This is a genomic window from Peptacetobacter sp. AB845 (assembly GCF_047528295.1).
Lineage (GTDB): Bacteria > Bacillota > Clostridia > Peptostreptococcales > Peptostreptococcaceae > Peptacetobacter.
The window spans coordinates 1,972,531-1,996,915 of sequence record NZ_CP180001.1 but is presented as its reverse complement, the minus strand read 5'-3'; the positions used below and the strand labels follow the sequence as shown (position 1 = coordinate 1,996,915).

Genomic DNA, 24,385 nt, shown 5'->3' with positions numbered 1-24,385 from the left:
AAATTAATAAGTAACGTCTTATCAAGAGAGGTGGAGGGACTGGCCCTGTGAAACCCGGCAACCGGTATATTTCAATATATACAGCGGTGCTAAATCCTGCAACTAGTAATAATCAGTTGATAGATGAGTATAAATCCGTACAGTAATGCCCGAGTTTTATACTCGGGCATTTTTTAATTTGATTGATGAGATGGAAGTAAGGAAAGGAAGGAAGATAATATGATTTCAGTAAAGAATGTTAATAAATTCTTTGGGGAAAAGCAAGTTCTGAAAGATGTGAATATTGAAATAAATGAAGGTGAGATTTTCGGAATTATAGGACACAGTGGTGCAGGAAAATCTACAATACTAAGATGTATGAATGGACTTGAACCTTATCAAGAAGGTAGTGTAAAAGTAGATGGTAAAGAGGTTAAAGACCTTAACGAAAAAGAAATGAGAGAGCTAAGAAAAGATTTAGGAATGATATTCCAGCATTTCTCATTACTAGAAAGAAAAACAGTATTTGAAAATGTAGCACTTCCTCTAGAATGCTTCGGATACTCAAAAGCAGAAAAAGAAAAAAGAGTAATGGAGCTTTTAGATTTAGTAGGATTAAAGGAAAGAAGAAATGATAAACCTAGAAATTTATCAGGAGGTCAGAAACAGAGAGTTGCAATAGCAAGAGCATTAGCACTTAATCCAAAGGTTCTATTATGTGACGAAGCAACATCAGCACTTGACCCAAATACAACTAAATCAATCCTTACTTTAATAGAAGATATAAATAAAAAGATGGGAATAACAGTAGTAGTTGTAACTCATCAGATGGAAGTTATAAAACAGATATGTGGAAGAATAGCAATAATGGAAAATGGACAGGTATTAGAAGTAGGAGAAACAGAAGAAATATTCCTAAAAAATACAGCAGGTCTTAGAAAATTACTTGGTGAAGAAAATATAGTTCTTCCAGAGGGAACAAATGTAAAAATACTATTCCCTAAAGACATATCAAATGATTCAATAATAACAAGTATGGCAAGAGAATTAGACATAGACGTATCTATAGTATTTGGTAGACTTGAGAAATTTAAGGACGATGTACTTGGATCTCTTATAATAAATGTACCAGATAAAAATGGAGAAGCGGTTAAAAAATTCTTAACTGATAAAGATATAAGATGGGAGGAAATAGAAAATGTCAATTAGCGATTTCTTAAGTAAATTATTCCTTGGAGCATTAGGGGAAACATTATATATGACATTGGTTCCTACAGTATTAGCAACAATCATAGGATTTGTGATGGCAGTTATACTAGTACTTACAAAACCAAACGGGTTAAGCCCAAACAAAACAGTAAACTCAATAGGGGGATTCATAGTAAATATTTTAAGAAGTTTCCCATTCATTATATTAATGATAGCAATGATACCTTTAACTAGAGTAATAGTAGGAACAAGTATAGGTGAAACAGCAGCAATCGTTCCAATAACAGTAGGTTCAGCACCATTTATAGCAAGAGTAATTGAAAGTGCTTTAAATGAAGTTGATGAAGGACTTATAGAAGCTGCAAGATCATTTGGAGCAACAAAATCTCAGATAATATGGAAGGTTATGGTAAAAGAAGCAATGCCTTCAATAATATCAGGTATAACACTTTCAATAATATCAATACTTGGATGTACAGCAATGGCAGGAGCTGTTGGAGCTGGAGGATTTGGTAAAGTAGCTATAGTTTATGGATACCAGAGCTTTGATAATAACGTAATGTTATACACAGTAGTAGCACTTGCAATATTAGTACAGATAATACAGTCATTAGGAAATGTAATATACAAAAAACTAAAATAATAAAACATAAAAATATAAAAAGAAAATAATAAAAACTAGGATAAATAGATTTAAAATATAGAGAAAATAAAATTTAAAACAATAGCCTATAACTCGAGGTATTCGAGATTATAAAAAATCCTTAGGTAGCTGCAGAACCTAAGGGTATACATCAAACTGAAAATAATCAGTAATTATAAAAATTATAAGGTAAAGAACTACAAATTTAGGAGGACAAAACAATGAAATTAAAAAAATTATTATCAGTAGCAATAGCATCAGTAATAGCATTATCAGTAGTAGGATGTGGATCAAAATCAGCAGAAGACGATAAAAAAATAGTAGTAGGAGCAACAGCTAACCCACATGCAGTAATTCTTAATGAAGCAGTAAAACCATTACTTGAAAAAGAAGGATATGAATTAGAAGTACAGGAATTCAGTGATTATGTACTACCAAATACAGCACTTGATGAAGGTTCATTAGATGCTAACTACTTCCAGCATATACCATACTTAGAAGAAACAGTTAAAGAAAAAGGATACAAATTAACTTACACATCAAAAGTTCATATAGAACCAATGGGTGTATACTCAAATGATTTAAAAGATTTAGCTAGCTTACCAGATGGAGCAAAAGTAGCTATACCTAACGACCCAACAAATGGATCAAGAGCATTAGAATTATTAGCTAAAAATGGAATAATCAAATTAGCAGATAAAGAATTAGTTACAAAAGTAGATATAACAGAAAATCCTAAAAATATAGAAGTAATAGATATGAATGCAGAACAGTTACCAACAGCTTTAGCAGATGTAGATGTAGCAGTTATAAACTCTAACTACGCTTTAGAAGCAGACCTTAACCCAACTAAAGATGCTATAGCATTAGAAGAATCAGATTCTCCATACGTTAATATATTAGCTTGTAGAGAAGACAACAAAGATAGCGAAAAAATAAAAGCATTATCAGAAGCTTTAAATAGTGAAGAAGTTAAAACATTCATAGAAGAAAAATTCAACGGAGCTATAATACCAGCTTTCTAATAAAGTAAACCAGATTAAACCATAAAGAAATATAAAGCATAAAAAAGATAAAAACAAAATAACTATAAGAAAATAAACAAGCCTTGTAAATGTCTTAAATAATAGATATATACAAGGCTTATTTTTTTATAACTAAAAGTTATTAAATATTTTAATGACACTAATAAAAAAATATTTTTAATATTACAATTTGTTTTTGATTAAGAAAAGTATATTCATAATAATAAAAGAGAAAACATTTTTACGGTTTTGTAAGTAAAAAATATGAGTTTAAATGGAAAAATTTGAATGTATACAAAAATTATTTCTATAATACATTGTTTTTTATCAGAAAAAAATATACAATAAAAGTATAAAGAAAACTTCTTGAAAATAAGGCGCAAGAGAATTTTCTAAATTTTTTGTCTACATAAAATTGTAGATAGAATAGGATAAAAAATAAATCTGTAGGGGTGAGCTTAATGAATAAAAATATAGGTGCTAAGATAAAAAGACTAAGAACACAGAAACAGATGACTCTTAAAGATATGAGTGAAAAAACAAATCTCTCAATAGGATTTTTATCTCAGCTTGAGAGAGGTCTTACAAGTGTAGCAACAGACTCGCTTGAAAAAATAGCAGATGTACTAGAAGTAGATTTAACTTATTTCTTTATGAAACCTAAAGAACATAAAAAAACAGTTATAAGAAGTTATGAAAAAGAGGTATTTGAAATAACAGATGGAAAATATATAAATTATCATCTATCTTCAAATTTAACTGATAAACTAATGTTCCCAAAATTAATAGAAATACTTCCTGGAACTGTAGAAAGTGATGGATTTAATTATTCTGGAGAGGAATTTATATATGTACTAGAAGGTATATTAACTTTAAAAATGGCAGAATCAGAAGTAGACTTATATCCAGGAGATTCAATACATTATTCATACAAGAATAAGGTTATGTTAAAGAATGGAGAAGACAGCAAGATAGTCAATCAGAATCATTCATTATTGAATAAAACTAATAAGGTAACAAAAATAATCATAGTAAGTGTTCCAAATCCTTACTTTGAAGAAGAGAAAAATAAATAATAGAATGATAGAAAGGGCATACACTGCATGGTGTATGTCTTTTTTATTTTTAAGGGAAAATAAGATTTATAAGTGAATTTTTATAATATATAAATAGTATTCTACTATTAATGCATTGTTAATGAAAAATATTATCAACTATTATTGAAAGTTATTGCAAAACAATTTCAATAATGATAGAATAATTACATTGTAAATGATACTTAATATCAATAACTATATAATATCATTTAATTGTAAATAGAAAGAAAGGAAATAAAAAATATTGAGTACTACACTATCAGGAATTGCCACGATAATATTTATTGGACTGATGGCGATATACCCACTAAGTAAGATTAAATTATTTGATTCTAAAAAAGAAAGAATTAAAAATAAAATATACTGCCAGCTTAAAAAGAATCATAATCTACTGGCAATTTTATTTTTATTATTATCATTAGCACATGGAATCATTGCAATAAAAAATGGAGCTACAGAAGGTATGATGTCTGGGAAAATAGCCTGGATGTTTATACTTTTAATGTCTATTCTAATAGTATTTAGAAAAATTAACAAAGAAAAATGGGCAACTTTACACAGATTATTTGCAGTTATATCAACGATTTTAATAATAATACACATAGGAGGAGTTTTGATATGAAGATATTATATATTGTTTTAGGATTTATAGCAATGATAATAGGCTCGATAGGAATAGTACTTCCTGTGCTACCTACAACACCATTTTTATTAGTGGCTGCGGTTTGCTTTGCTAAAGGAAGTAAAAAATTAGATGTTTGGTTTAAGAAAACAAAACTTTATAAAAATCATCTTGAGGACTTTGTAAATAACAGAGAAATGAAGATTAACACAAAGGTTTATATATTAGCATTTGCATCTATATTGCTTTTAGGAGCATTCTTTTCAATGAATAATATATACGGAAGAATGACAATTTTAGCTCTTATAGTATTTAAGTATTATTACTTTATATTTAAGGTTAAAACAGTTAGGGTATGATAAAATTTAAAGCCTAAAAAGTTAGATTGATAGGAGATTTAAGACTATGATGATAAATAAAAGACTTATAAATGAAATGGGGGATACTAAAAAATACATAAAACTACAGGTATTTTTACAGTGGATAGCATTAATATGTAACATAGTGATGGTATTCACACTGACAGGATTACTTCAAAAAGCTATAAATGGTGGAGTAGAGACAGGGGAAATAATAAAAACAGCTATTATATTTATTGTAGTTATGGCAATAAGACATGTTGTTATGTATAAATAATCAGTCTGTTCAGGGGAATCAAGTAAGGTTGTAAAGAAGAAGTTAAGACATATGATTTACGAAAAACTATTAAAAATAGGAGATAAATATCAGGAAAAGTTCTCAACTTCAGAGATACTGCAGGTATCTGCAGAAGGGGTTGAGCAGCTAGAAATATACTTTAGTAAGTATTTACCACAGTTATTTTATAGTTTATTGGCTCCTATGACATTATTTGTACTTGTATCATTTATGAGCTTAAAGACAGCATTTGGGCTGTTTATATGCGTTCCTCTTATACCAATCTCAATAATACGGATTCAGAAGTTTGCTAAGAAGTTACTTGCAAAATACTGGGGAAGCTATGTTCAGCTTGGAGACCATTTCTTAGATAATATGCAGGGACTTACAACACTTAAGGTATATAGGAGTGACGAATTCAAAAACGAGGAAATGAATGTGGATGCAGAAAACTTTAGAAGAATAACAATGAAAGTTCTTACAATGCAGCTAAACTCAGTTACATTGATGGACTTAATTGCATACGGAGGAAGTGCGTTAGGAGTTGTATTTGCAAGTTTAGAGTTTGTACAGGGAAATATAGAGTTTTCTCAGGCACTTGCGATAATACTTTTATCTGCTGAATTCTTTATACCACTTAGATTACTTGGATCATTCTTCCACATAGCTATGAACGGTATGGCTGCAAGCGAAAAAATGTTTAGACTTATAGATATGGAAGAAGATTCTATTGTAGAAAAAATAAATTCTACAAATGAAAGAGAAGATTTTAATTTAAAAGAAGAATCTTCTATGGACAAAAAGGTAGAGGATAAAGCGTATATATCCGGAGAAAATATAGAATTTGGATATGAAGAAGGTAAAAATGTTATAAAGGGAATATCATTTGAAATACCTAAAAACTCTTTTGTATCTATTGTAGGGGAATCTGGATGCGGAAAGAGTACTTTAGTTTCTATTTTAATGGGATACAACAAGATAAATTCTGGGAAATTATCTATAGAAAATAGAAATGCAGAGGAAATAAGTACAGATGAAAAGATGAAACTTATGACTATGGTTTCATTCCAAAATTATTTATTTAAAGGAACAGTTAGGGAAAATCTTCTTATGGGAAGAAATGATATAAGAGATGATAAATTATTGGATGCGTTAAAATCAGTAAACTTATACGAATTCTTCTCTACATTAGAAGGATTAGATACTAAGATTGCTGAGCAGGCGAGCAATTTATCAGGGGGACAGAGACAGAGACTTTGTATAGCTAGAGCATTACTTCACAATAGCGAGATATACATATTCGACGAGGCAACAAGTAATATAGATGTTGAAAGTGAAGAGATAATAGTTGATTTAATCAAGAAATTAAAAAGAGAAAAAACTGTTATACAGATTACACATCGTCTTGCAAATGTTGTAGAAAGTGATGAGATATACATGATGGATTCGGGAAATATTATAGAAAAAGGAACTCACAATGAGCTTATGGAAAGAAAAGGACAGTACGAAAAAATGTACACAGCTCAGAAAGAATTAGAATTATATACTAGAGAGGAGGCTATGTAATGGAGAGAAAAAGAAGTGGAATTCAGATAGTTATGCAGCTTATAGGGCTTGTTAAGCCTATGCTTCCCATAATGATAATGGCTATACTGCTTGGTGTAGTAGGATTTTTATGTGCCATATTTATAGCGATAATGGGTGGATATGGGCTACTTTCTGTAATTGGAGAGAGTAGTATAAGTTTAAAAACTGTGTTTATAGCTGTTGGAATTATGGCAGTTTTAAGAGGAGCGCTTAGATATGGAGAACAGGCTTCAAACCATTATATAGCATTCAAACTACTTGCTATAATCAGGGATAAAGTATTTAAAGCACTTAGAAAACTAGCTCCAGCAAAACTAGAAGGCAAGGACAAAGGAAATTTAATATCTATAATAACTAGTGATATAGAGCTTTTAGAAGTATTCTATGCACATACAATTTCACCTGTATGTATAGCATTTATCACTTGTCTTATAATGGTCGTATTCTTTGCTCAGTACAGTGTAATTGCTGCACTTATTGCACTTGTGGCTTATGTATCTGTAGGTGCAATACTTCCAATGATAACTAGCAATATGGGGAAAAAAGCCGGAAGCACATATAGAGGACGGTTTGGTGAGATAAACACATATCTATTAGATAGTATAAGAGGACTTAGAGAAGTAATTCAGTATGGATATGGAAAAGATAGAATTGAAGAAATAGACAGACAGAGCGACTACTTAGCAGAATTAAACGATGATTTAAAGAAATGCGAAGGTAGTTCAAGAGGAAATTGTGATAGTTTGATAATAGGATTTTCTTTAATTATGCTATTAACTTGTGTATATCTAAATTCAAAAGGAATGATTAGCAATGAAGGAACTGTGATATGCACTATAGGGCTACTTGGATCTTTTGGGCCGGTTACAGCACTTAGCAATCTTGCAAATAATCTTCTTCACACATTTGCTAGTGGAGATAGAATATTAAACATACTTGAGGAAACTCCTTTAATAGAAGAAGTTGAAGGAAATGAAAGTATGTCTATCGCAGGAAAATTAAATGAAAGCAATTCAAAATTAATTGAATGTAAAAATGTAAACTTTGCATACAATACAAATCCAGATGAAGTTATTTTAGATAATGTTAGTATGAATATTGCAAAGGGAGAGATTGTAGGAATTTCTGGGAAGAGTGGTTCTGGAAAATCTACACTGCTTAAACTTATGATGAGATTCTTTGATACATCATCAGGGGAGATAAATATATCTGGAACAAATATAAAAGATTGGAATACTAGCGATTTAAGGGATTCTGAAAGTTATGTAATACAAGATACATATTTATTTGTAGATAGTATAAAGAATAATGTAAAGCTTGCCAATTTAAATGCGTCTGATGAAGATGTGATAGAGGCTTGTAAGAAGGCTAATATACATGAGTTTATTGAAAGTCTTCCAAATGGATATGACACTATAATAGGTGAAGGACATCATCAGCTTTCTGGTGGGGAAAGACAGAGAATAGGTATAGCTAGAGCATTTTTACACGATAGCGACATTATTCTGCTAGATGAGCCTACTAGTAATTTAGATAGTTTAAATGAAGGAGCTATTTTAAAGGTGTTAAATGAAGAAAGAGAGAAAAAGACGATTGTAATTGTATCTCATAGAAAATCTACAATGAAAATTGCAGATAGAGTAATAAATATGAATAATGGAAGAGCATCATAAATCAAAAGGACAAGATAATAACTACTCTGTGCTCCAGGGCTTCAGTGCCTCACACATCTATGTAACACATTTAGAAGATGTGAGGCACTTGCAGCATTGTCGCTTTAGAGTAGTTATTAATCTTGTCCTTAGTTTGTTTTTATGATTTAAAATGGTATGATATATTAAAGTTAGTCAATATGTCATACCATTTATTTTTCGTCAATTGACATAAGTAAATGTGTAAGCTAAGATTAAATTGAATATTACATCATAAAAAATTATATGCAATGGAGGAAAGAGTTGTTAAATATAGTAATTTGTGAAAATGATATAAATGATCAAGAGTTTATAAATAAAAATGTGATTAAAATATTAGATGATTTAAAAATAGAATATGAAATAAAAATATATAATTCTGGAGAGAATTTAATAGAATCCTATAATAACGATACAGATATTATTTTATTGGATATACAAATGGACGGAATAGATGGGATGGAAACTGCTAGAAAAATTAGAGAGTTTGACAATAGAGTAGAAATAATTTTTATTACTTCATTTGCAGAATATGCATTAGAAGGATATGAGGTAAAGGCATATAGATATTTGTTGAAGCCTGTTAAATATGATGATTTAAAAGTTAGTTTAATAAATTGTTTGAGTGATATAAATCTCATTAAAAGAAGTATTGTAATAAGAGAAGGGGATACAAGTATAAAATTAAGCTTAAAGGATATAATGTATATTGAAGTTCAAAGAAATGATATAATCATACACAAATTGGATAAAGTATATACAACAAAAGGGACAATGAATAACTTTGAAAATGAAATAAACAACGATGTATTTGTTAGATGTCATAAAAGCTATCTTCTAAATTTGGAATACATAAAAAGTATAAAAAGGTATAGTGCTATTCTTTCTAATGAGGAAGAGGTGCCTTTGAGCAGAAATAAATACAAAGAGATAAAAGATAAGTTCTTTGATATGATAGAGGATAAGTTATGTTAAATTTGTATAGCGTATATAGAGTTTTATCTTCTATAAATATGTTGTTATTTGTAGTCAGCTTTTTAATACTTATGAATAAAAGAGGATATTATTTTAAATTAGGAAAAGATTTTAGAAGTATAGTTACCTATATTGTAACAGCGACAATGATTGTATTTATGGGTCTTCCTTTTGGAATGGTAAGATTTCAAATATTAGCGGCTATTATAATTATGCTTACTCTGATTTGTAGATTTATCTATGATTTAGATACCAGAAGTATAGTTATAATCTCATTTATCTACAGTTTTTTATATATTCTGATAGAGTCCTCTATTTATTGGATAATATCTATGTCACTAAAATATAATGCCTATACTACATGTTTAATGGACTTAATAATAAGCTCCACGATTATTTTTATAGGTGTATGTTTCTACAATAGATTAAACGAATTTTATAATAAAAATAAATACAAAATATACATATCATTGGCGGTGATTACAAATACTTTGATAATTGTATTTTTAAATACATTTTCAAGTAAAATTGAAGATTTTTATGAAATTTTAATAGAGAATGATATAGAATACGATAAACTGTTATCTACTATAAATTTATCTGGATTTGTAGAATCTGTATTTCCGTATATTTTAGTAATAATAAATATTATTTTGATATTTATATTTATAAATTATGTAAAGTCAGAAAAAGAGAATGCAAAGATGCAAATTGTTAATGAAAAATTAAAAATGCAGTATAAGTACTACTTAGATATGGAAGAAAATCAAGAAAAAATGAGACAAGTATATCATGATATGAACAATCATATAAAAAATATAAAGTCTATGAAAGAAAATGGTACGGAAATAGACGAATATATTAATAGCATAGAAAAAGAAGTAAAGTACAACAGATGTGCGTATAACACTGGAAATACGCTATTAGATATTATTTTGTTTGAGAAAAATAAAGAATGTCTAAAAAATAATATAGAATTTAACACACTTATAGATTTTAAAGAATGTGATTTTATAGAAATGATTGATATAAGCAGTATATTTTCAAATTTACTTGATAATTCAATAGAGGCTTGTATAAAAATAAGTGATAGTGAAAAAAGATATATTACTTTGAGAACAGCGATTATAAATGGATATTTTGTTATAAGATGTGAAAATAGCAAATCTAAAAATGAATACTCTAAAAAAGATAGCAAGAATAAATTTATCACATCTAAAGAGGATAAATTTTATCATGGAATGGGGATTGAGAGTATAAAATCTTCTATATATAAATACGATGGCGATATTAGAATAAAAGAGGATGAGTTAAAATTTGTAGTAAGTATATATTTACCTATGGATAAAAAATAGTATTAAAATAAATTTAAAATAAAAAGTTTGTTATATTTAGATTTATTCACTATAATAGTAATGGGAGAAAATGACATAGGAGGGATATAATGAGTTTAGTAAAAGCAGAAGGATTAGATAAACAAGAGGCCACCACAAGTGTAAACGGATCTAATCCAATAAAAAAAGATGAAAATTTAATGACAGAGGGAAGTATTGTAAAAACAATTTTAATATTTTCCATTCCTTTAATATTAGGAAATCTGTTACAGCAGATGTACAACACAGTCGATTCTATAATTGTCGGAAATTATGTAGGGAAAAATGCCTTAGCAGCAGTAGGGTCGAGCTCGTCTTTAATCTATTTATTAATTGCATTCAGCCAGGGTATTTCAGTAGGTTCAGGGGTAATTGTTTCACAGGCAATCGGTGCAAATAAGGAAAAAGATATTCAATTATCAATTCATACATCTATGGCTATTTCAATAATACTTGGAGCTATATTATCTATTTTAGGGTTTATTTTTACACCGCAAATATTAAAAATGATGAATACACCAACTGAGGTTATGGTAGAATCAGTAAAATATCTTAGATTATATTCATTAGGACTTATATTCAATGTTATTTATAATATGGAAGCAGGAATTTTAAATTCAGTTGGTAACTCAAAACGCTCGTTACTGTATTTAGGAATTGCTTCTGTAATAAATATTATATTCGATTTAATTTTCATAAGAGGATTTGGACTAGGTGTTGAAGGTGCTGCAATAGCTACAAATATTAGTCAGGCAATAGCTTGTATAATAACATTGGGATATTTAGTTAGAGTAAATGCAAATTATAAAGTAACTCTTTCTAAAATAAGAATGCACAAAAGTGTTGCGATAAGACTGATAAAGGTAGGACTTCCAACAGGGATACAGAATATGATGATTTCTCTTTCAAATGTTTTAATTCAGTCTAGTATAAATGTGTTTGGACCTATTGCAATGGCAGGATTTGGAGCATATTTAAAAATAGATGGATTCAACATATTACCTGTATTGAGCTTTAGTATGGCTAGTACGACATTTACAGGTCAGAACTATGGAGCTAAAAAATCAGAACGTGTAAAAAGAGGTATGTGGGTAGTACTTGCGATGTGTGTTGTATATACAATAATCACAGGTGCATTATTGCTTGCATTTGCACATCAGGTTATACGGTTATTCTCTCAAGATCCTGAGGTAATAAATGCTGGGGTAAGTGCAATGAGATACTTCTGCCCATTCTATTTCTTACTTGGAATATTACATTCATTAGCAGGAACAGTAAGAGGAGTCGGAAAAACAGTACCACCTATGATAGTGTTATTCTTATCTTTATGTTTATTTAGAGTTATTTGTATATTATATGTTATACCGATGACTAGCATAAACTATGTTTATGTACTTTATCCAATATCTTGGTTAATCGGTGCTATTTTAATGGCATGTTATTTTATAAAATCAAAACCACTAGCTATAAAATCTACAATATAGAATAATCAATAATATAAAAGGACTGTTGAAAATGACAGTCCTTTTTATATATATATTATGTAATTAATTTATAATTGATTTAAGATATTTTTTTAGAATTTTGCTCAAGTAATCTTTTCCTAAAGAAACATCTCCACTGTTAAGTACTTCGAGAAAAGCTAGATCTTCTATAAGCATCTCACTTAAAAATCCTAACAGTTTTCTATTCATATTAAGATATTCATCATCAGGAAGAAGCATCGTAATTATGCAACTAATCCCTTCAAAATATTCATCTTCAAAATAATCACTATCAGAAATACAAACAGATAGCCTTATTTTTTTAGTACCAGATGTCTTTGTGTGGAATAGAGCAAATCCAATTTCTGGGAATACTTGAGTGGCTATTTTTTCTCTCTCAACTATATCAGATATTATTTTATTTGAATCATCATCAGAATCAATTAATTTATCTTTTAAAATACCTAAATATGCTTTAAAATCTATATCTGATGAAACTGATATTATATTAAAATGATCCATAATCAATCTCATTTGTCTTGTTAAATCGTGTATAAGTTCTAACTGATTATAAAAATCTAAACCATCTTCATAGTTATTTGGAGTAATTTCATATTTTCTTATATTTGCATCGATATTTTTTATATCAGAGTCTGTTATTAAAGGATTGATAAAGATAATATCAGCTCCTTTTGGGACTTCCATATTAATATTTGATACAAAGAAATCTGTTTTTCTTATTGTATTTGTATCTAAGTCTCCCTTTCCATACGTTTCTATAGATATTCTATTTCCAAATACTTTTTCTAATTTTGTTTTAATAAATCTCGAAATACCTATACCACTTGCACAAACTACACCTACATAAACAGTCCTTTTAGATAGATTGTTCTGTTCAAGTCTTACAACTGCAGCTCCAAAATGAACAGCCAAAAATCCTGTTTCAGATTCTGGTACTTTTAAATTTAATTTTTCTTCTAGCATAGCGGTTACTTTTTTACATTTTTTGAATATGTCGGGATAGTCGCTTTTTATTTGCTCTAATAGAGGATTTCGTATAGCCAATCCATTTGTCAGCCTAACCAATGTCGGCTGCATATGAGCAATAAGTCCATCTATAAATGCATTGTCTTGCTCAAGAATATATGAAATATCAGGATCATATGCCTCAATCATTTCATAAACCAATGAAACTAATGTGTTTTTTCTACCAGAGCTTTGAGAGCTGTCTGGATTTTGCATTTTAGATGCCCTAATATGAAGACAGATGTATGTAACCTCTATTTCTGGGATTTCTATATTGAATTCTCTTTCAAGAGAAGAAGCTATTATTACAGCAAGAGAGTAGTCTCTGTCATGCTCTATATCAGCGTCTAATCTACTATCAGGTTCAATTATTTCATTGTGCATTATTCTATTAATTGCAATAGTTATGTGAATTACAAGTCCAGCATAAGAGCTGTCAGTTAAATTTGCAATTTGTTCGTTGTTTAGATTAATTAAACATGAGATAACTCTCTTCATAATATCTGTATCTAGTAGACTATAGATATTTTTGCTACTTTTATTTTCTATTAATTTGATTAAGTTACTTTCTCTCATACTGTTTTTATCATTTTGAGTTAGTTTATAAGATGATGTGTATTCATCTATGAAAGCAGTTAATGCTTTTCTATAGGCTTTTTCTTTACCTTCAAGATAGATTCCAAAACCTTGTTTTTTAACTAACGATAATTTAAACTTATCAAACCACTTTGCAACTTCATCTAAATCGTTGCTTATTGTTGCCTCACTTACTCCTAGCATATTAGCGTAGTAAAATAATTTCTGAGGTTCGCTTTCTTTTAATAATTCAAGTATTAATTTTTTGATACGTTCATCTTTATTTGAAACATCTAAAGTATCATCGGCCATTAAAAGAGCAGAGAGTTTGTCTTTATCTGCTTTATCACCTTCAATCCAAACACCTGTCCCAGCTTTGGATTGAAATGATAAGTTATATTTTTTTAAAGATGATTCTATATATTCAAGTTCCCTTTGGACAGTTCTCTTACTGACACCTACTGAGTCGGCAAGATATTTAACAGAAACTGGAGAATCTTGCATCAGCAGATTTAATGTGATTTGTCCAAGTCTAGGGGAAAAATCAGAAATCATAAACAATCAATCCTTTCTAAAATTTTATTAATCTACATTTTTAATTTTTTCTATTATTGTCTTGTACATATCTTTGTCCATAAAGTTTTCTACTTCTATTATAGATGCATATTCATTGTAATCCCTAGCTTTTTTAGAAATAATCTTCTGGCAAATCAAAAGATCTGCATCCTCTGGTATTTCATCAATTGATGAAGATGTAACTGATATACTTCCTAGTCCATTTTCAATTAACATTTTTTTGAACATAGATGCAGCCATTACACTAGAGCCAATTCCAGCATCACACACAAATACAATATCTTCTACATATCCAAAATCTGGGATAGTAAATGTTTTTCTATATATATTACTATCTTCTTCAGAAATATCAGATTTACATAATTCCCTCTTAAGTATTAAGCAAGCGATAAAGCAACTAACTAATGTGGAAATTAATATTCCCAATGTTATTGCAAGCCAATCTGAAGGAATTGACATCATAAATATAGTTATTATAGAGCCAGGAGAAATAGCACCAATAGCACCTGCATGTAAAAGATAGAATACTAAATTTCCAGACATAGCACCAAATATTAAAGCTATCAGAAGTTTTAAATTTGATAGAACAAGAGGGAAATAAATCTCGTGAATACCACCTATAGCCTGAATAGTCATACAAGAGGCAAAGTATTTTCTTCTTTCTTTATATAATAAGAAAAATGCTAGAAGTATACCTAGTCCTGGCCCAGGATTCGTTTCAAGTAAGAAAAATACAGACTTACCATAAATAGTTGTATTTTCGATTCCTGCTGGAATCAAGAATCCATGATTTATACTATTATTCAGTGAGAAAACTTTCAAAATTTCAATTATAGAGGTAATAATAGGAAGTGATTTTATATTAGATAGATACTCAATTAAACTTGAGAAAAATAAGTCTATATATGAAAACATTGGAGCAAAGATAAAGTATGTTATAGATACAGTAATTACCCCAACTAATCCAAAGAATATATTTTTACTTATCATTTCAAAGCCAGTAAATCTATCAAATTTAATTTTTTTCTTTAAAAAACTACATAAAACACCGCACAAAGTACCAACAAATATAGATGCTATAAAAGATGTATATTCCGAAAATATCGATATAGCAAGGCCGCAGACAGAACCAGTAAATGCACCAGAATCGCCGCCTAGTTTTTTACCTGCAGTAGATGCTAAAATAATCGGCAATACATATTTGTAGCAAGATTGACTTACAAAAGTCATTTTTTCATTGGGTAAAATCCCAGAATTTGAAAAAATGAGCGAAATAAAACCTAACATTATAAATAAAGGAATATTTGTTGCTATTATACCACTATAAAATTTTATTCCCTTAGATAATAAAACTTTTGAATTATCTTCTTTCAATAGATTCACTTCCTTTTATATTATTTTATAAGCTTTTTCATTATATATGATAAAGTTATATTTAAATTATATCAGTAAAACTGTAGTAATTGATTAAAAGTATATCATTAAATTTGGCACTTATCCATAGTGCCAAATAGGTGTTTTGTTTGAATTGAAAATGTTATCCCGACAGAATTATAATATAGTCATAGAGATAAGAAAAAATAAAAGTAAATAAAATAAGTAAAAACGCTACTTAGATAATATATAAATTTTTGGAGGATTTGAGATGTTATTTGGATTTGGGAAAAAGAAAAAAGTAGAACAAGAAGTTAAAGAAATAAAAAAAGAAGTTGTCGAAAAGAAACCATTATTAATGAAAGAAAACATAGTGCTAAACTGTGAAAGAATGGCTAAAAACGACACTATAAGAAAGGTTGGACAGATGTTGGTTGATTCTGGATATGTTAATGAAAATTACATAGAAGGAATGTTAGAAAGAGAGCTTACTTTTTCAACTAATATGGGGAATTGTATAGCACTTCCTCATGGGACAAATAATGTTAAGAAAGAGGTTTTAGCATCTGGGATAGCAGTTCTTACATTCCCAGAAGGTACAGACTGGGGAGGAGAAGATGTTAAGTTAGTAATTGGTATAGCCGGTGTAGGAGATGAACACTTGGAGATACTAGCAAATATAGCTACTAAATTAGTGAGCATGGAGGAAGTTGATAAATTGGTCAATGGAAACAGTGTGGATCTAATATACGATACATTTATGAAGGAGGATTAATCGATGATAGTTACAGTTACAATGAATCCAGCGATAGATAAAACTGTCGACATTGGAAAATTTGAACACGGTGGACTTAATAGAATAAAAAATGTTGAAATCGATGCCGGTGGAAAAGGAATAAATGTTTCAAAAACAATAAAAGAGCTTGGTGGAGAAACAATAGCAACAGGATTTATAGGTGGCACAACAGGTCAGTTAATAGAAAATGTACTTAATGAAATGGGTATAAAAAACGACTTTGTAAAAATAGAAAGCCCAACTAGAACAAATACAAAACTAGTTGAAGAAGGTGGAATAGTTACAGAATTAAACGAGCCTGGACCAGTTATAACAGATGAAGCTATGAAAGAGCTTTTAGCTAAGTTAGAAGGATATGCATCTGAAGAAACTTTATTTGTACTTGCAGGAAGTGTTCCAGCTAGTGTAGATAAAGGAATCTATGGAAAAATAGCAGATGCAATTCACGAAAAAGGTGCAAAGGTATTTATAGATGCTGATGGAGAATTATTTGTAAAATCTCTAGATTCTAAGCCAGATTATATAAAACCTAATAATGTAGAACTTGCAGAATTCTTTGGTGTAGAAGGAGATATAAGTATCAAAGATACTGTAGGTATGGCTGAAAAATTAATGGCTAGAGGAATTGAGCATATAGCTGTATCTATGGGAAAAGATGGTGCAGTATTTGTATCTAATGAAGAAAAATTCAAATGCAAAGGATTAAAGGTTAAAGCACATTCTACAGTAGGTGCTGGAGATGCAATGGTTGCAGCTATTTCTTATGGAGTAGAAAAAGGACTTTGCTACAGAGAGGCAGCAAAACTAGGGGTTGCAACATCAGCAGGAGCTGTTACTACAATAGGAACAAAACCACCTACAAGAGAAGTTGTAGATGAACTTTTGGTGCAGGTTGAATGTGAAGAAATATAGCATATTAATAATAAAAAATTATAGATATATAAACTAGGAGGATTTTTAAAATGAAAACAAGAGCAGTACGTATGTATGGAAAAGAAGATTTAAGATTAGAAGAGTTTGAATTACCTAAAATAAAAGACGACGAAATATTAGTTAAAGTAATGAGTGATAGTATATGTATGTCTACATATAAATTAGTTGAACAGGGTAAAAAACATAAAAGAGCTCCTCAGAATATAGATACAAACCCAGTAATAGTAGGACATGAATTTGCAGGGGTTATAGTTGAAGTTGGTGAAAAATGGAAAAATCAGTTTAAACCAGGTCAGAAATTTGCTCAGCAGCCAGCATTAAACTACAAAGGAAGACTAGATTCTCCAGGATATTCTTATGAATTCTGCGGTGGTGCTTGTACTTACTGCATAATGCCTCACGAAGTTATGGAACTTGGATGCCTTCTTAACTACGATGGAGATTCATTCTTTGAAGCATCATTAGGAGAACCTATGAGTTGTATAATAGGTGGATACCATGCAAACTACCACACAAATAAGAAAAACTACAACCACGCTATGGGTACAAAAGTAGACGGTAATATACTAATAATGGGTGGATGTGGTCCGATGGGACTTGGTGCAGTTAGCTATGGACTACAGTTCGAAAATAAACCTAAGAGAATAGTTGTTACTGATATAAGTGACGATAGAATAGAAAGAGCAAAATCTGTTATACCTGAAGAAAAAGGTGCAGAAAAAGGAATAGAATTAAAATATGTAAACACAGCTAAAATGGAAGATCCAATAAAAGAATTAATGGATTTAACTGAAGGACATGGATTCGACGATGTATTCGTATATGTCCCAATAAAAGAAGTTGCAGAAATGGGAGATAAATTATTAGCATTTGATGGATGTATGAACTTCTTCGCTGGACCAACAAACAACCAGTTTAGTGCTGAAATAAACTTATACAACTGCCACTACACAAGTACTCATATACTAGGAACAACAGGTGGAAACAACGACGATCTTATAGAAGCTAACGACTTAGCAGCTAAAGGTTTAATAGAACCAGCAGTTATGGTTACTCATGTAGGAGGAATAGATAGTATAGCAGATGCAACTCTTAACTTACCAAACATACCAGGTGGAAAAAAACTTACTTACACTCAAATAGATATGCCTCTTACTGCAATAGATGATTTTGAAGAATTAGGAAAAACAGATCCATTATTTGCTAAACTTGATGCAAGTTGTAAAGCTCATAGAGGATTATGGAATGCAGAAGCAGAAAAAATATTATTCGACCACTTTGGTGTAGAATACTAAAATTTCTATCTAAATAATGCCGCTCTGAAAAACTTTTTTGGGGCGGTATTTTTTTAAAGAAAAAAATATTAAATATGTTATACTTTATATAAAGTGCAATTATAATATTTTATTTTTTATTATGAGGAGACAGAAAGATGATAATAACAGTATCTTTTAATCCTGCAATCGACCAAACAGTGGATATTAAAAATTATGAATATGCAGGAGTGAACAGAATCGAACATTTTGAAGTTGATGCTGGAGGAAAAGGAATCAACGTAGCAAAAAACTTAAAGGTTTTAGAAGAAGAGCCTATAGCGCTTGGCTTTATCGGAGGTAGAACTGGTCAGAATTTTAAAGAAATGATTAGCAATCTACAGATAAAAAACGATTTTACCTATATCTATGGCGAAACTAGAATTAATACAAAAATTGTGGAAGAAAATGGAAAAGTTACTGAATTTAATGCGGTTGGTCCAGAAATTTTACAAGACCGGATAAATGAGCTTATGGTAAAAATAGACGGATATGCGACTGAAGACACACTATTTGTAATTTCTGGGAAAGTGCCTCCAGGAGTAGATGCAAATGTGTTTAAAAATATAATCAAATTAGCTCATGATAGAGGTGCTAAAGTGGCTGTAGATTCATCAGGTGCTGTATTTGCAAAAGCAGTTGAAGAAAAACCTGAGATTATAAAAGTTAAGCTTAAAGAAATTGAAAGAGTTTATGAAAAAGAAAATATGACAGATGAAGATATTGTAGAAGTTATTAAAAAATATATAAGAGATGGTGTTAAATATGTGGCTATATCTATGGGGGAAAGAGGAGCCATATTTTCCAATGGGGAAGAAATTTTAAAGTGTAGTATTGAAAAAGTGAAAACTCACTCTACAGTGGGGGCAAGTGATGCACTATTAGCCGGACTAGTATACGGTATAGAAAATAGATTAGAGTTTGAAAAAACTGCTAAGCTAGCAACTGCTATGTCTGTTGGGGCTGTTATGACTATAGGAACAAAACCATCTTCAAAAGATATGATAAAAAAATTATATGAAGAAATTAAATTGATAAAATTCTAGTTTTTATAAAATTACATCTAATCTTTATATCTAGTTTTCATAAAAATTTAAAAAAATATTTTTATGATTATCTATGAAAAATATGTGAATTTTAAAAGGCTTGAAAGTAAGTAAAAGACTAAGATTGAATTGGTTTAATTGTATGAATTTTTTAGAAAAATTAAAAACTTAACATTTGAAAAAGAAAAATTTACTATTGACAGTGAAGTTTTTAGATGATAAAGTTTAATCATCAACTTAATATTTATCATTAAATGATAGAGGCGCGGTATTTATCAGTACATAATGACATAAGCAGGGCAGCTGTTGTTATCGAAAGGAAATATCGCCGAAGTTCAGATTTTGCACCGAAGTCTGTTCTGGGGTATCGTAGAATATGCGGTACACTGTCACATCGAGTGGAGCGCTATCTTGGTTAAATAAAAGGACTTTCCTTTTTATATTGTAAATACAGCCATAAATGCTATATTCTTTGTGATATATCATTTGTGGTTTTTTTTATTGTTTAAAAAGGGGAGGATTTATAAATGAAAAATTCGAAAAAATTATTTAGAATTATGACGATGTGTCTTATGATTGTCATGATGATGTCAGTAACAGTATTTGCGGAAGGAGAAGCAACTGAGTATGTACCAAAATTATACTCTACAGCTTGGGCACTTGTTCCGCCAGTAGTTGCAATAACACTAGCACTTATAACAAAAGAAGTTTATAGTTCATTATTCGTAGGTATAGCAGTTGGTGGTATATTCTACGGAGGTGGAAATTTTGAAAGAACTATAACACATGTATTAAACGACGGACTTATAGGAGTTCTTTCAGATCCATATAATGTTGGTATATTAATATTCCTAGTTATATTAGGGGCTATGGTAAGTTTAATGAACAGAGCAGGTGGTTCTGCTGCATTTGGTAGATGGGCAGGACAGCATATAAAAACAAGAGTTGGTGCTCAGATAACTACTATAATATTAGGATGTTTAATATTCATAGATGACTACTTCAACTGTTTAACAGTAGGTAGTGTTATGAGACCTATAACAGATAAACACAATGTATCTAGAGCTAAATTAGCTTACTTAATAGATTCAACTGCCGCTCCAATATGTATAATCGCACCAATATCATCTTGGGCAGCTGCAGTAACTGGATTTGTTCCTGGTGAGGATGGTCTTTCAGTATTCGTTCAGGCGATACCATTTAACTTCTACGCATTATTTACAATATTAATGATGTTAGGTTTAGTTCTTTTAAAAGTGGACTATGGCCCAATGAAATTACACGAAGATAATGCTAAAAAAGGAGACATATTCACAACAGGAGCAAGACCATATGCTTATAATGAAGATGATGGTAAAAAAGAAAATACTAAAGGTCATGTTTTAGATCTTCTTATACCAATATTCTCTCTTATAGTATTCTGTGTAATCGGTATGATATATACAGGAGGATTCTTCTCAGGAGAAAGTATAGTAACAGCATTCTCAAATGCAGATGCTTCAGTTGGTCTAGCACTAGGAAGTTTCTTTGCACTAGTTGTTACAATATTACTTTATGTACTTAGAAAAGCTCTTACATTTAAAGAATGTATGGATTGTATACCAGAAGGATTTAAATCAATGGTTCCAGCAATAATGATATTAACATTTGCTTGGGCTTTAAAAGCTATGACAGATAGTTTAGGAGCAGCTCCATTTGTTGAAGGAATAATGAAAGGTAATGCAGAAGCTCTAATGAACTTCTTACCAGCAGTTATATTCTTAGTTGGATGTTTCTTAGCATTTGCTACAGGTACATCTTGGGGAACATTTGGTATACTTATACCAATAGTTGTTGGAGTATTCTCTAATGACCACCAGATGATGATAATAGCTATATCAGCTTGTATGGCAGGAGCTGTATGTGGAGACCACTGTTCACCAATATCAGATACTACAATAATGGCATCTGCAGGATCTCAGAGTGACCACGTTAACCACGTTTCAACTCAGATACCATACGCTGCAACAGTAGCTGTGATATCTTGTATAACTTATATAATAGCTGGATTTACAAAATCAGCAGCAATATCATTAGGATTTGGTTTAATAGCTGTTTTAGGAACTCTAGCATTTATAAGAAGCAGAGAAAAAGCAAACGGAACTTATATAGAATAAAACCACTAAATAGATATACGATTGAATTCAGATAAATTAAAGTTGATGAGAGTTTGATTGTTAATTTAAAAAGCTTGTTAGAATTTTTTAATTGATTTATTGATTAAGAAATTATATAATAAATGATTCACTAACCAAAAAGAACCGATAGAACTGGGAACTCTATCGGTTCTTTTTATGTATATAGTGTATATTTTTAAGAAAAGTAAATATTATTTAAAAATCCTATATATATAAATAAGAACCTTCAATCGTTTTGGAGAGATATGTCAAATATAAATATTTTCGTTTGAAATGAGTAATTGTATTTTTATTGGGAATATATATATTAAAAGGGGAGATTATAATGAAAAGAAAAATTAAGACTACAGTAAAAGGATTTAGAACTATAGATGGAGCAGGTGTAAATTTAGTAAGAGTTTTGGGAAGGGATACTGTTAAGGAATTTGATCCAATATTGATGTTGGATTCGTTTGATAGTATAAATCCAGAAGATTATACAGCGGGATTTCCAATGCACCCACACAGAGGGATTGAAACTATAAGTTATGTTTCTAGTGGAAAGATGATGCACAGAGATAGTTTAGGAAATGAAGATACAGTCTCTAGTGGAGAGGTTCAGTGGATGAACTCAGGCTCTGGAATACTTCACGAGGAGCAAATACCAGAAGCAGATAGGCTTTTGGGAGTGCAACTTTGGTTGAATTTACCTAAAGACGATAAAATGAGCAAACCAAGTTATAATAGTATAAAAAAAGAAGATATAAAAGAAATTAATATAGATGGTGGAAAGATAAGACTTTTGGCTGGAGATTACAACGAATTCACTGGCTATAAAGGAAAACACCTACCTTTAAATTACTATGATATACATTTAGATGAAAGTGCTGAAATAACTTTAAACATGGATGAAAATGAATCAGTTATGTTATTTACACTTTTAGGTAGTGTATATATAGAAGACGAGCTTGTTGAAGAAAAAACAGCTGTTAAATTGACAGAAGGAAATAGCCTTTCTATAAAAAATGGAGATGAAAAGGCACAAGTTCTTTATATAAGTTCAAAGGCGTTAAATGAACCTATATCTTGGGCTGGTCCGATAGTTATGAATTCTAAAGAAGAAATTAAAGAAGCTTTAGACGATTTAAATAAAGATAGATTCATAAAAGAACAGTTAGAGTATTAAATTTAAATAAGTTATCAAATATAAATATGTTATTAAAGATAAAAAGGAGAGATTTTTATGATAAGAATAGAATATCAAGTAGATAAGAATAGAGCAATTGCTTTAGATACAGATAAAGAAGATAAGAGAGTAGGAAAGATAAAATACGTTGAACAAGAGGGAAATTGGGTAGTAAATAGTACTTTTGTTCGTCCAGACTATACAGGTCAAGGGATAGCAGGTCTTTTATTGGAAGAAATAGTTAAGCAAGCTAGAGAAAAAGGTGTTAAAATAGTACCTGAGTGCTCTTATGTTGAACATGCTTTTGAGAAAAAGGAAGAATATGCTGATGTTTGGGCAAAATAAGTATTTGAAAGGTAAAATATTATAGATGAAGTTGAAAGAATTTGATAAACAAAAGACTGAGAAATTAAAGGGGAATTTGAAGGCTGTTGTGTTTGATATGGACGGGCTCATGTTTAATACAGAGTGGCTTATAAAGTATTGTTGGGATGTTACAGGAAGAGAAATGGGATATGAAAACTTTGGAGATAATATATACAATACTTTAGGTATGAACTACAACAGAAGAAGAGAGTATTTTTTAGATAAATATGGAAAAGATTTTGATTTTGAAGGATTTACAGATAGATATAGAGAAGTATCAGCTGATTATTTGGCAAAAAATGGAACTCCTGTTAAAAAGGGGTTAGTTAATATTCTAGAATTTTTAAAGGAAAATGGAATAAAGATGGCTGTTGCGACATCTTCTAGCAGAAAGTATGCGATGTCTAAGATAGAGGATGTAGGAGTAGAAGGATATTTTGATACTATAATTTGTGGTGATATGGTGACTAAGTCGAAGCCAGATCCTCAGATATACAAGATTGCATGTGATAATTTAGATGTTGATTATAAAAATTGTATAGCTTTTGAGGATTCTCCAAATGGTATAAAATCAGCATATGCAGCAGGTATGAATCCTATAATGATTCCAGATTTATTGCTAGATGCACCTAAAGATGTGGAAGATATGCTTGTTGCAAAATTAGAGGATTTAGATGAAGCGATAGAATTTTTAAAAAAAGAAATTTTATAGAAAT

22 protein-coding genes and 2 riboswitches are annotated in these 24,385 nt (G+C 30.1%); of the genes, 20 read left to right on the top strand and 2 right to left on the bottom strand.

Annotation, left to right across the window (positions count from 1 at the left end; genetic code table 11):
* Window positions 1–15 precede the first annotated feature (15 nt).
* Window positions 16–130, top strand: a riboswitch (SAM riboswitch).
* An 89-nt stretch (window positions 131–219) separates the two neighbouring features.
* The 12 genes from ACK2WO_RS09425 to ACK2WO_RS09370 all read left to right on the top strand — a co-directional run bounded on the left by ACK2WO_RS09425 (window position 220) and on the right by ACK2WO_RS09370 (window position 12,321).
* Window positions 220–1,188, top strand: coding sequence for a methionine ABC transporter ATP-binding protein (locus ACK2WO_RS09425; RefSeq protein WP_006439228.1), 969 nt, complete (start codon window positions 220–222; stop codon window positions 1,186–1,188).
* Window positions 1,178–1,831, top strand: coding sequence for a methionine ABC transporter permease (locus ACK2WO_RS09420; RefSeq protein WP_414697627.1), 654 nt, complete (start codon window positions 1,178–1,180; stop codon window positions 1,829–1,831). Before ACK2WO_RS09425 ends, ACK2WO_RS09420 begins: the two co-directional genes overlap by 11 nt.
* A 221-nt stretch (window positions 1,832–2,052) precedes the next feature.
* Window positions 2,053–2,856: a MetQ/NlpA family ABC transporter substrate-binding protein gene (locus ACK2WO_RS09415; protein ID WP_414697626.1), complete on the top strand. Its 804-nt coding sequence runs from the start codon at window positions 2,053–2,055 to the stop codon at window positions 2,854–2,856.
* A 461-nt stretch (window positions 2,857–3,317) separates the two neighbouring features.
* Window positions 3,318–3,932, top strand: coding sequence for a helix-turn-helix domain-containing protein (locus ACK2WO_RS09410; protein WP_414697625.1), 615 nt, complete (start codon window positions 3,318–3,320; stop codon window positions 3,930–3,932).
* 265 nt (window positions 3,933–4,197) lie between these two features.
* Complete coding sequence (locus ACK2WO_RS09405) at window positions 4,198–4,575, top strand: hypothetical protein (protein ID WP_414697624.1); 378 nt, start codon at window positions 4,198–4,200, stop codon at window positions 4,573–4,575.
* A complete protein-coding gene (locus tag ACK2WO_RS09400; protein ID WP_414697623.1) occupies window positions 4,572–4,934 on the top strand; it encodes a YbaN family protein in 363 nt (120 codons plus the stop codon). Before ACK2WO_RS09405 ends, ACK2WO_RS09400 begins: the two co-directional genes overlap by 4 nt.
* 46 nt (window positions 4,935–4,980) lie before the next feature.
* Complete coding sequence (locus ACK2WO_RS09395; protein WP_414697622.1) at window positions 4,981–5,211, top strand: hypothetical protein; 231 nt, start codon at window positions 4,981–4,983, stop codon at window positions 5,209–5,211.
* 51 nt (window positions 5,212–5,262) lie between these two features.
* The gene (locus ACK2WO_RS09390) at window positions 5,263–6,777 is read left to right on the top strand and encodes an ABC transporter ATP-binding protein/permease (RefSeq protein WP_414697621.1); all 1,515 of its coding nucleotides are present in this window, start codon (window positions 5,263–5,265) and stop codon (window positions 6,775–6,777) included.
* The gene (locus ACK2WO_RS09385) at window positions 6,777–8,471 is read left to right on the top strand and encodes an amino acid ABC transporter ATP-binding/permease protein (protein WP_414697620.1); all 1,695 of its coding nucleotides are present in this window, start codon (window positions 6,777–6,779) and stop codon (window positions 8,469–8,471) included. Before ACK2WO_RS09390 ends, ACK2WO_RS09385 begins: the two co-directional genes overlap by 1 nt.
* A 282-nt stretch (window positions 8,472–8,753) precedes the next feature.
* Window positions 8,754–9,464, top strand: coding sequence for a LytR/AlgR family response regulator transcription factor (locus ACK2WO_RS09380; protein ID WP_414697619.1), 711 nt, complete (start codon window positions 8,754–8,756; stop codon window positions 9,462–9,464).
* Window positions 9,458–10,819, top strand: a complete 1,362-nt coding sequence (locus tag ACK2WO_RS09375) for a GHKL domain-containing protein (RefSeq protein ID WP_414697618.1) — start codon at window positions 9,458–9,460, stop codon at window positions 10,817–10,819. Before ACK2WO_RS09380 ends, ACK2WO_RS09375 begins: the two co-directional genes overlap by 7 nt.
* An 89-nt stretch (window positions 10,820–10,908) precedes the next feature.
* Window positions 10,909–12,321 carry an MATE family efflux transporter gene (locus tag ACK2WO_RS09370; RefSeq protein WP_414697617.1) on the top strand — a complete coding sequence of 471 codons (1,413 nt, stop codon included), beginning with the start codon at window positions 10,909–10,911 and terminating at the stop codon, window positions 12,319–12,321.
* A gap of 63 nt (window positions 12,322–12,384) precedes the next feature.
* Here ACK2WO_RS09370 and ACK2WO_RS09365 read toward each other — a convergent pair whose 3' ends face one another.
* A complete protein-coding gene (locus tag ACK2WO_RS09365) occupies window positions 12,385–14,478 on the bottom strand; it encodes a PRD domain-containing protein (RefSeq protein ID WP_414697616.1) in 2,094 nt (697 codons plus the stop codon).
* 27 nt (window positions 14,479–14,505) lie between these two features.
* Window positions 14,506–15,873: a hypothetical protein gene (locus ACK2WO_RS09360; RefSeq protein WP_414697615.1), complete on the bottom strand. Its 1,368-nt coding sequence runs from the start codon at window positions 15,871–15,873 to the stop codon at window positions 14,506–14,508.
* A gap of 271 nt (window positions 15,874–16,144) precedes the next feature.
* Between ACK2WO_RS09360 and ACK2WO_RS09355 the strand changes: the two genes are divergently transcribed.
* The 8 genes from ACK2WO_RS09355 (at window position 16,145) to ACK2WO_RS09320 (ending at window position 24,381) form a co-directional block, all read left to right on the top strand.
* Window positions 16,145–16,648 (top strand): PTS sugar transporter subunit IIA, encoded by a 504-nt coding sequence (locus tag ACK2WO_RS09355; RefSeq protein WP_178412092.1) that lies wholly within the window; start codon window positions 16,145–16,147, stop codon window positions 16,646–16,648.
* Window positions 16,649–16,651: 3 nt separating this feature from the next.
* On the top strand, window positions 16,652–17,581 hold the full coding sequence (gene pfkB, locus ACK2WO_RS09350) for a 1-phosphofructokinase (protein ID WP_414697614.1): 930 nt from the start codon (window positions 16,652–16,654) through the stop codon (window positions 17,579–17,581).
* Between the two features lie 50 nt (window positions 17,582–17,631).
* Window positions 17,632–18,897 carry a zinc-binding dehydrogenase gene (locus tag ACK2WO_RS09345; RefSeq protein ID WP_414697613.1) on the top strand — a complete coding sequence of 422 codons (1,266 nt, stop codon included), beginning with the start codon at window positions 17,632–17,634 and terminating at the stop codon, window positions 18,895–18,897.
* 137 nt (window positions 18,898–19,034) lie between these two features.
* A complete protein-coding gene (locus tag ACK2WO_RS09340; RefSeq protein WP_414697612.1) occupies window positions 19,035–19,961 on the top strand; it encodes a 1-phosphofructokinase family hexose kinase in 927 nt (308 codons plus the stop codon).
* Window positions 19,962–20,211: 250 nt separating this feature from the next.
* A riboswitch (Lysine riboswitch) is annotated at window positions 20,212–20,378 on the top strand.
* Window positions 20,379–20,488: 110 nt separating this feature from the next.
* Complete coding sequence (locus ACK2WO_RS09335) at window positions 20,489–22,117, top strand: Na+/H+ antiporter NhaC family protein (RefSeq protein ID WP_414697611.1); 1,629 nt, start codon at window positions 20,489–20,491, stop codon at window positions 22,115–22,117.
* A 346-nt stretch (window positions 22,118–22,463) separates the two neighbouring features.
* Window positions 22,464–23,303, top strand: coding sequence for a pirin family protein (locus ACK2WO_RS09330; protein ID WP_414697610.1), 840 nt, complete (start codon window positions 22,464–22,466; stop codon window positions 23,301–23,303).
* 57 nt (window positions 23,304–23,360) lie between these two features.
* The gene (locus ACK2WO_RS09325; protein WP_178412607.1) at window positions 23,361–23,648 is read left to right on the top strand and encodes a GNAT family N-acetyltransferase; all 288 of its coding nucleotides are present in this window, start codon (window positions 23,361–23,363) and stop codon (window positions 23,646–23,648) included.
* 25 nt (window positions 23,649–23,673) lie between these two features.
* Window positions 23,674–24,381, top strand: a complete 708-nt coding sequence (locus ACK2WO_RS09320; RefSeq protein ID WP_414697609.1) for an HAD family hydrolase — start codon at window positions 23,674–23,676, stop codon at window positions 24,379–24,381.
* The last annotated feature ends 4 nt before the right edge of the window (window positions 24,382–24,385 follow it).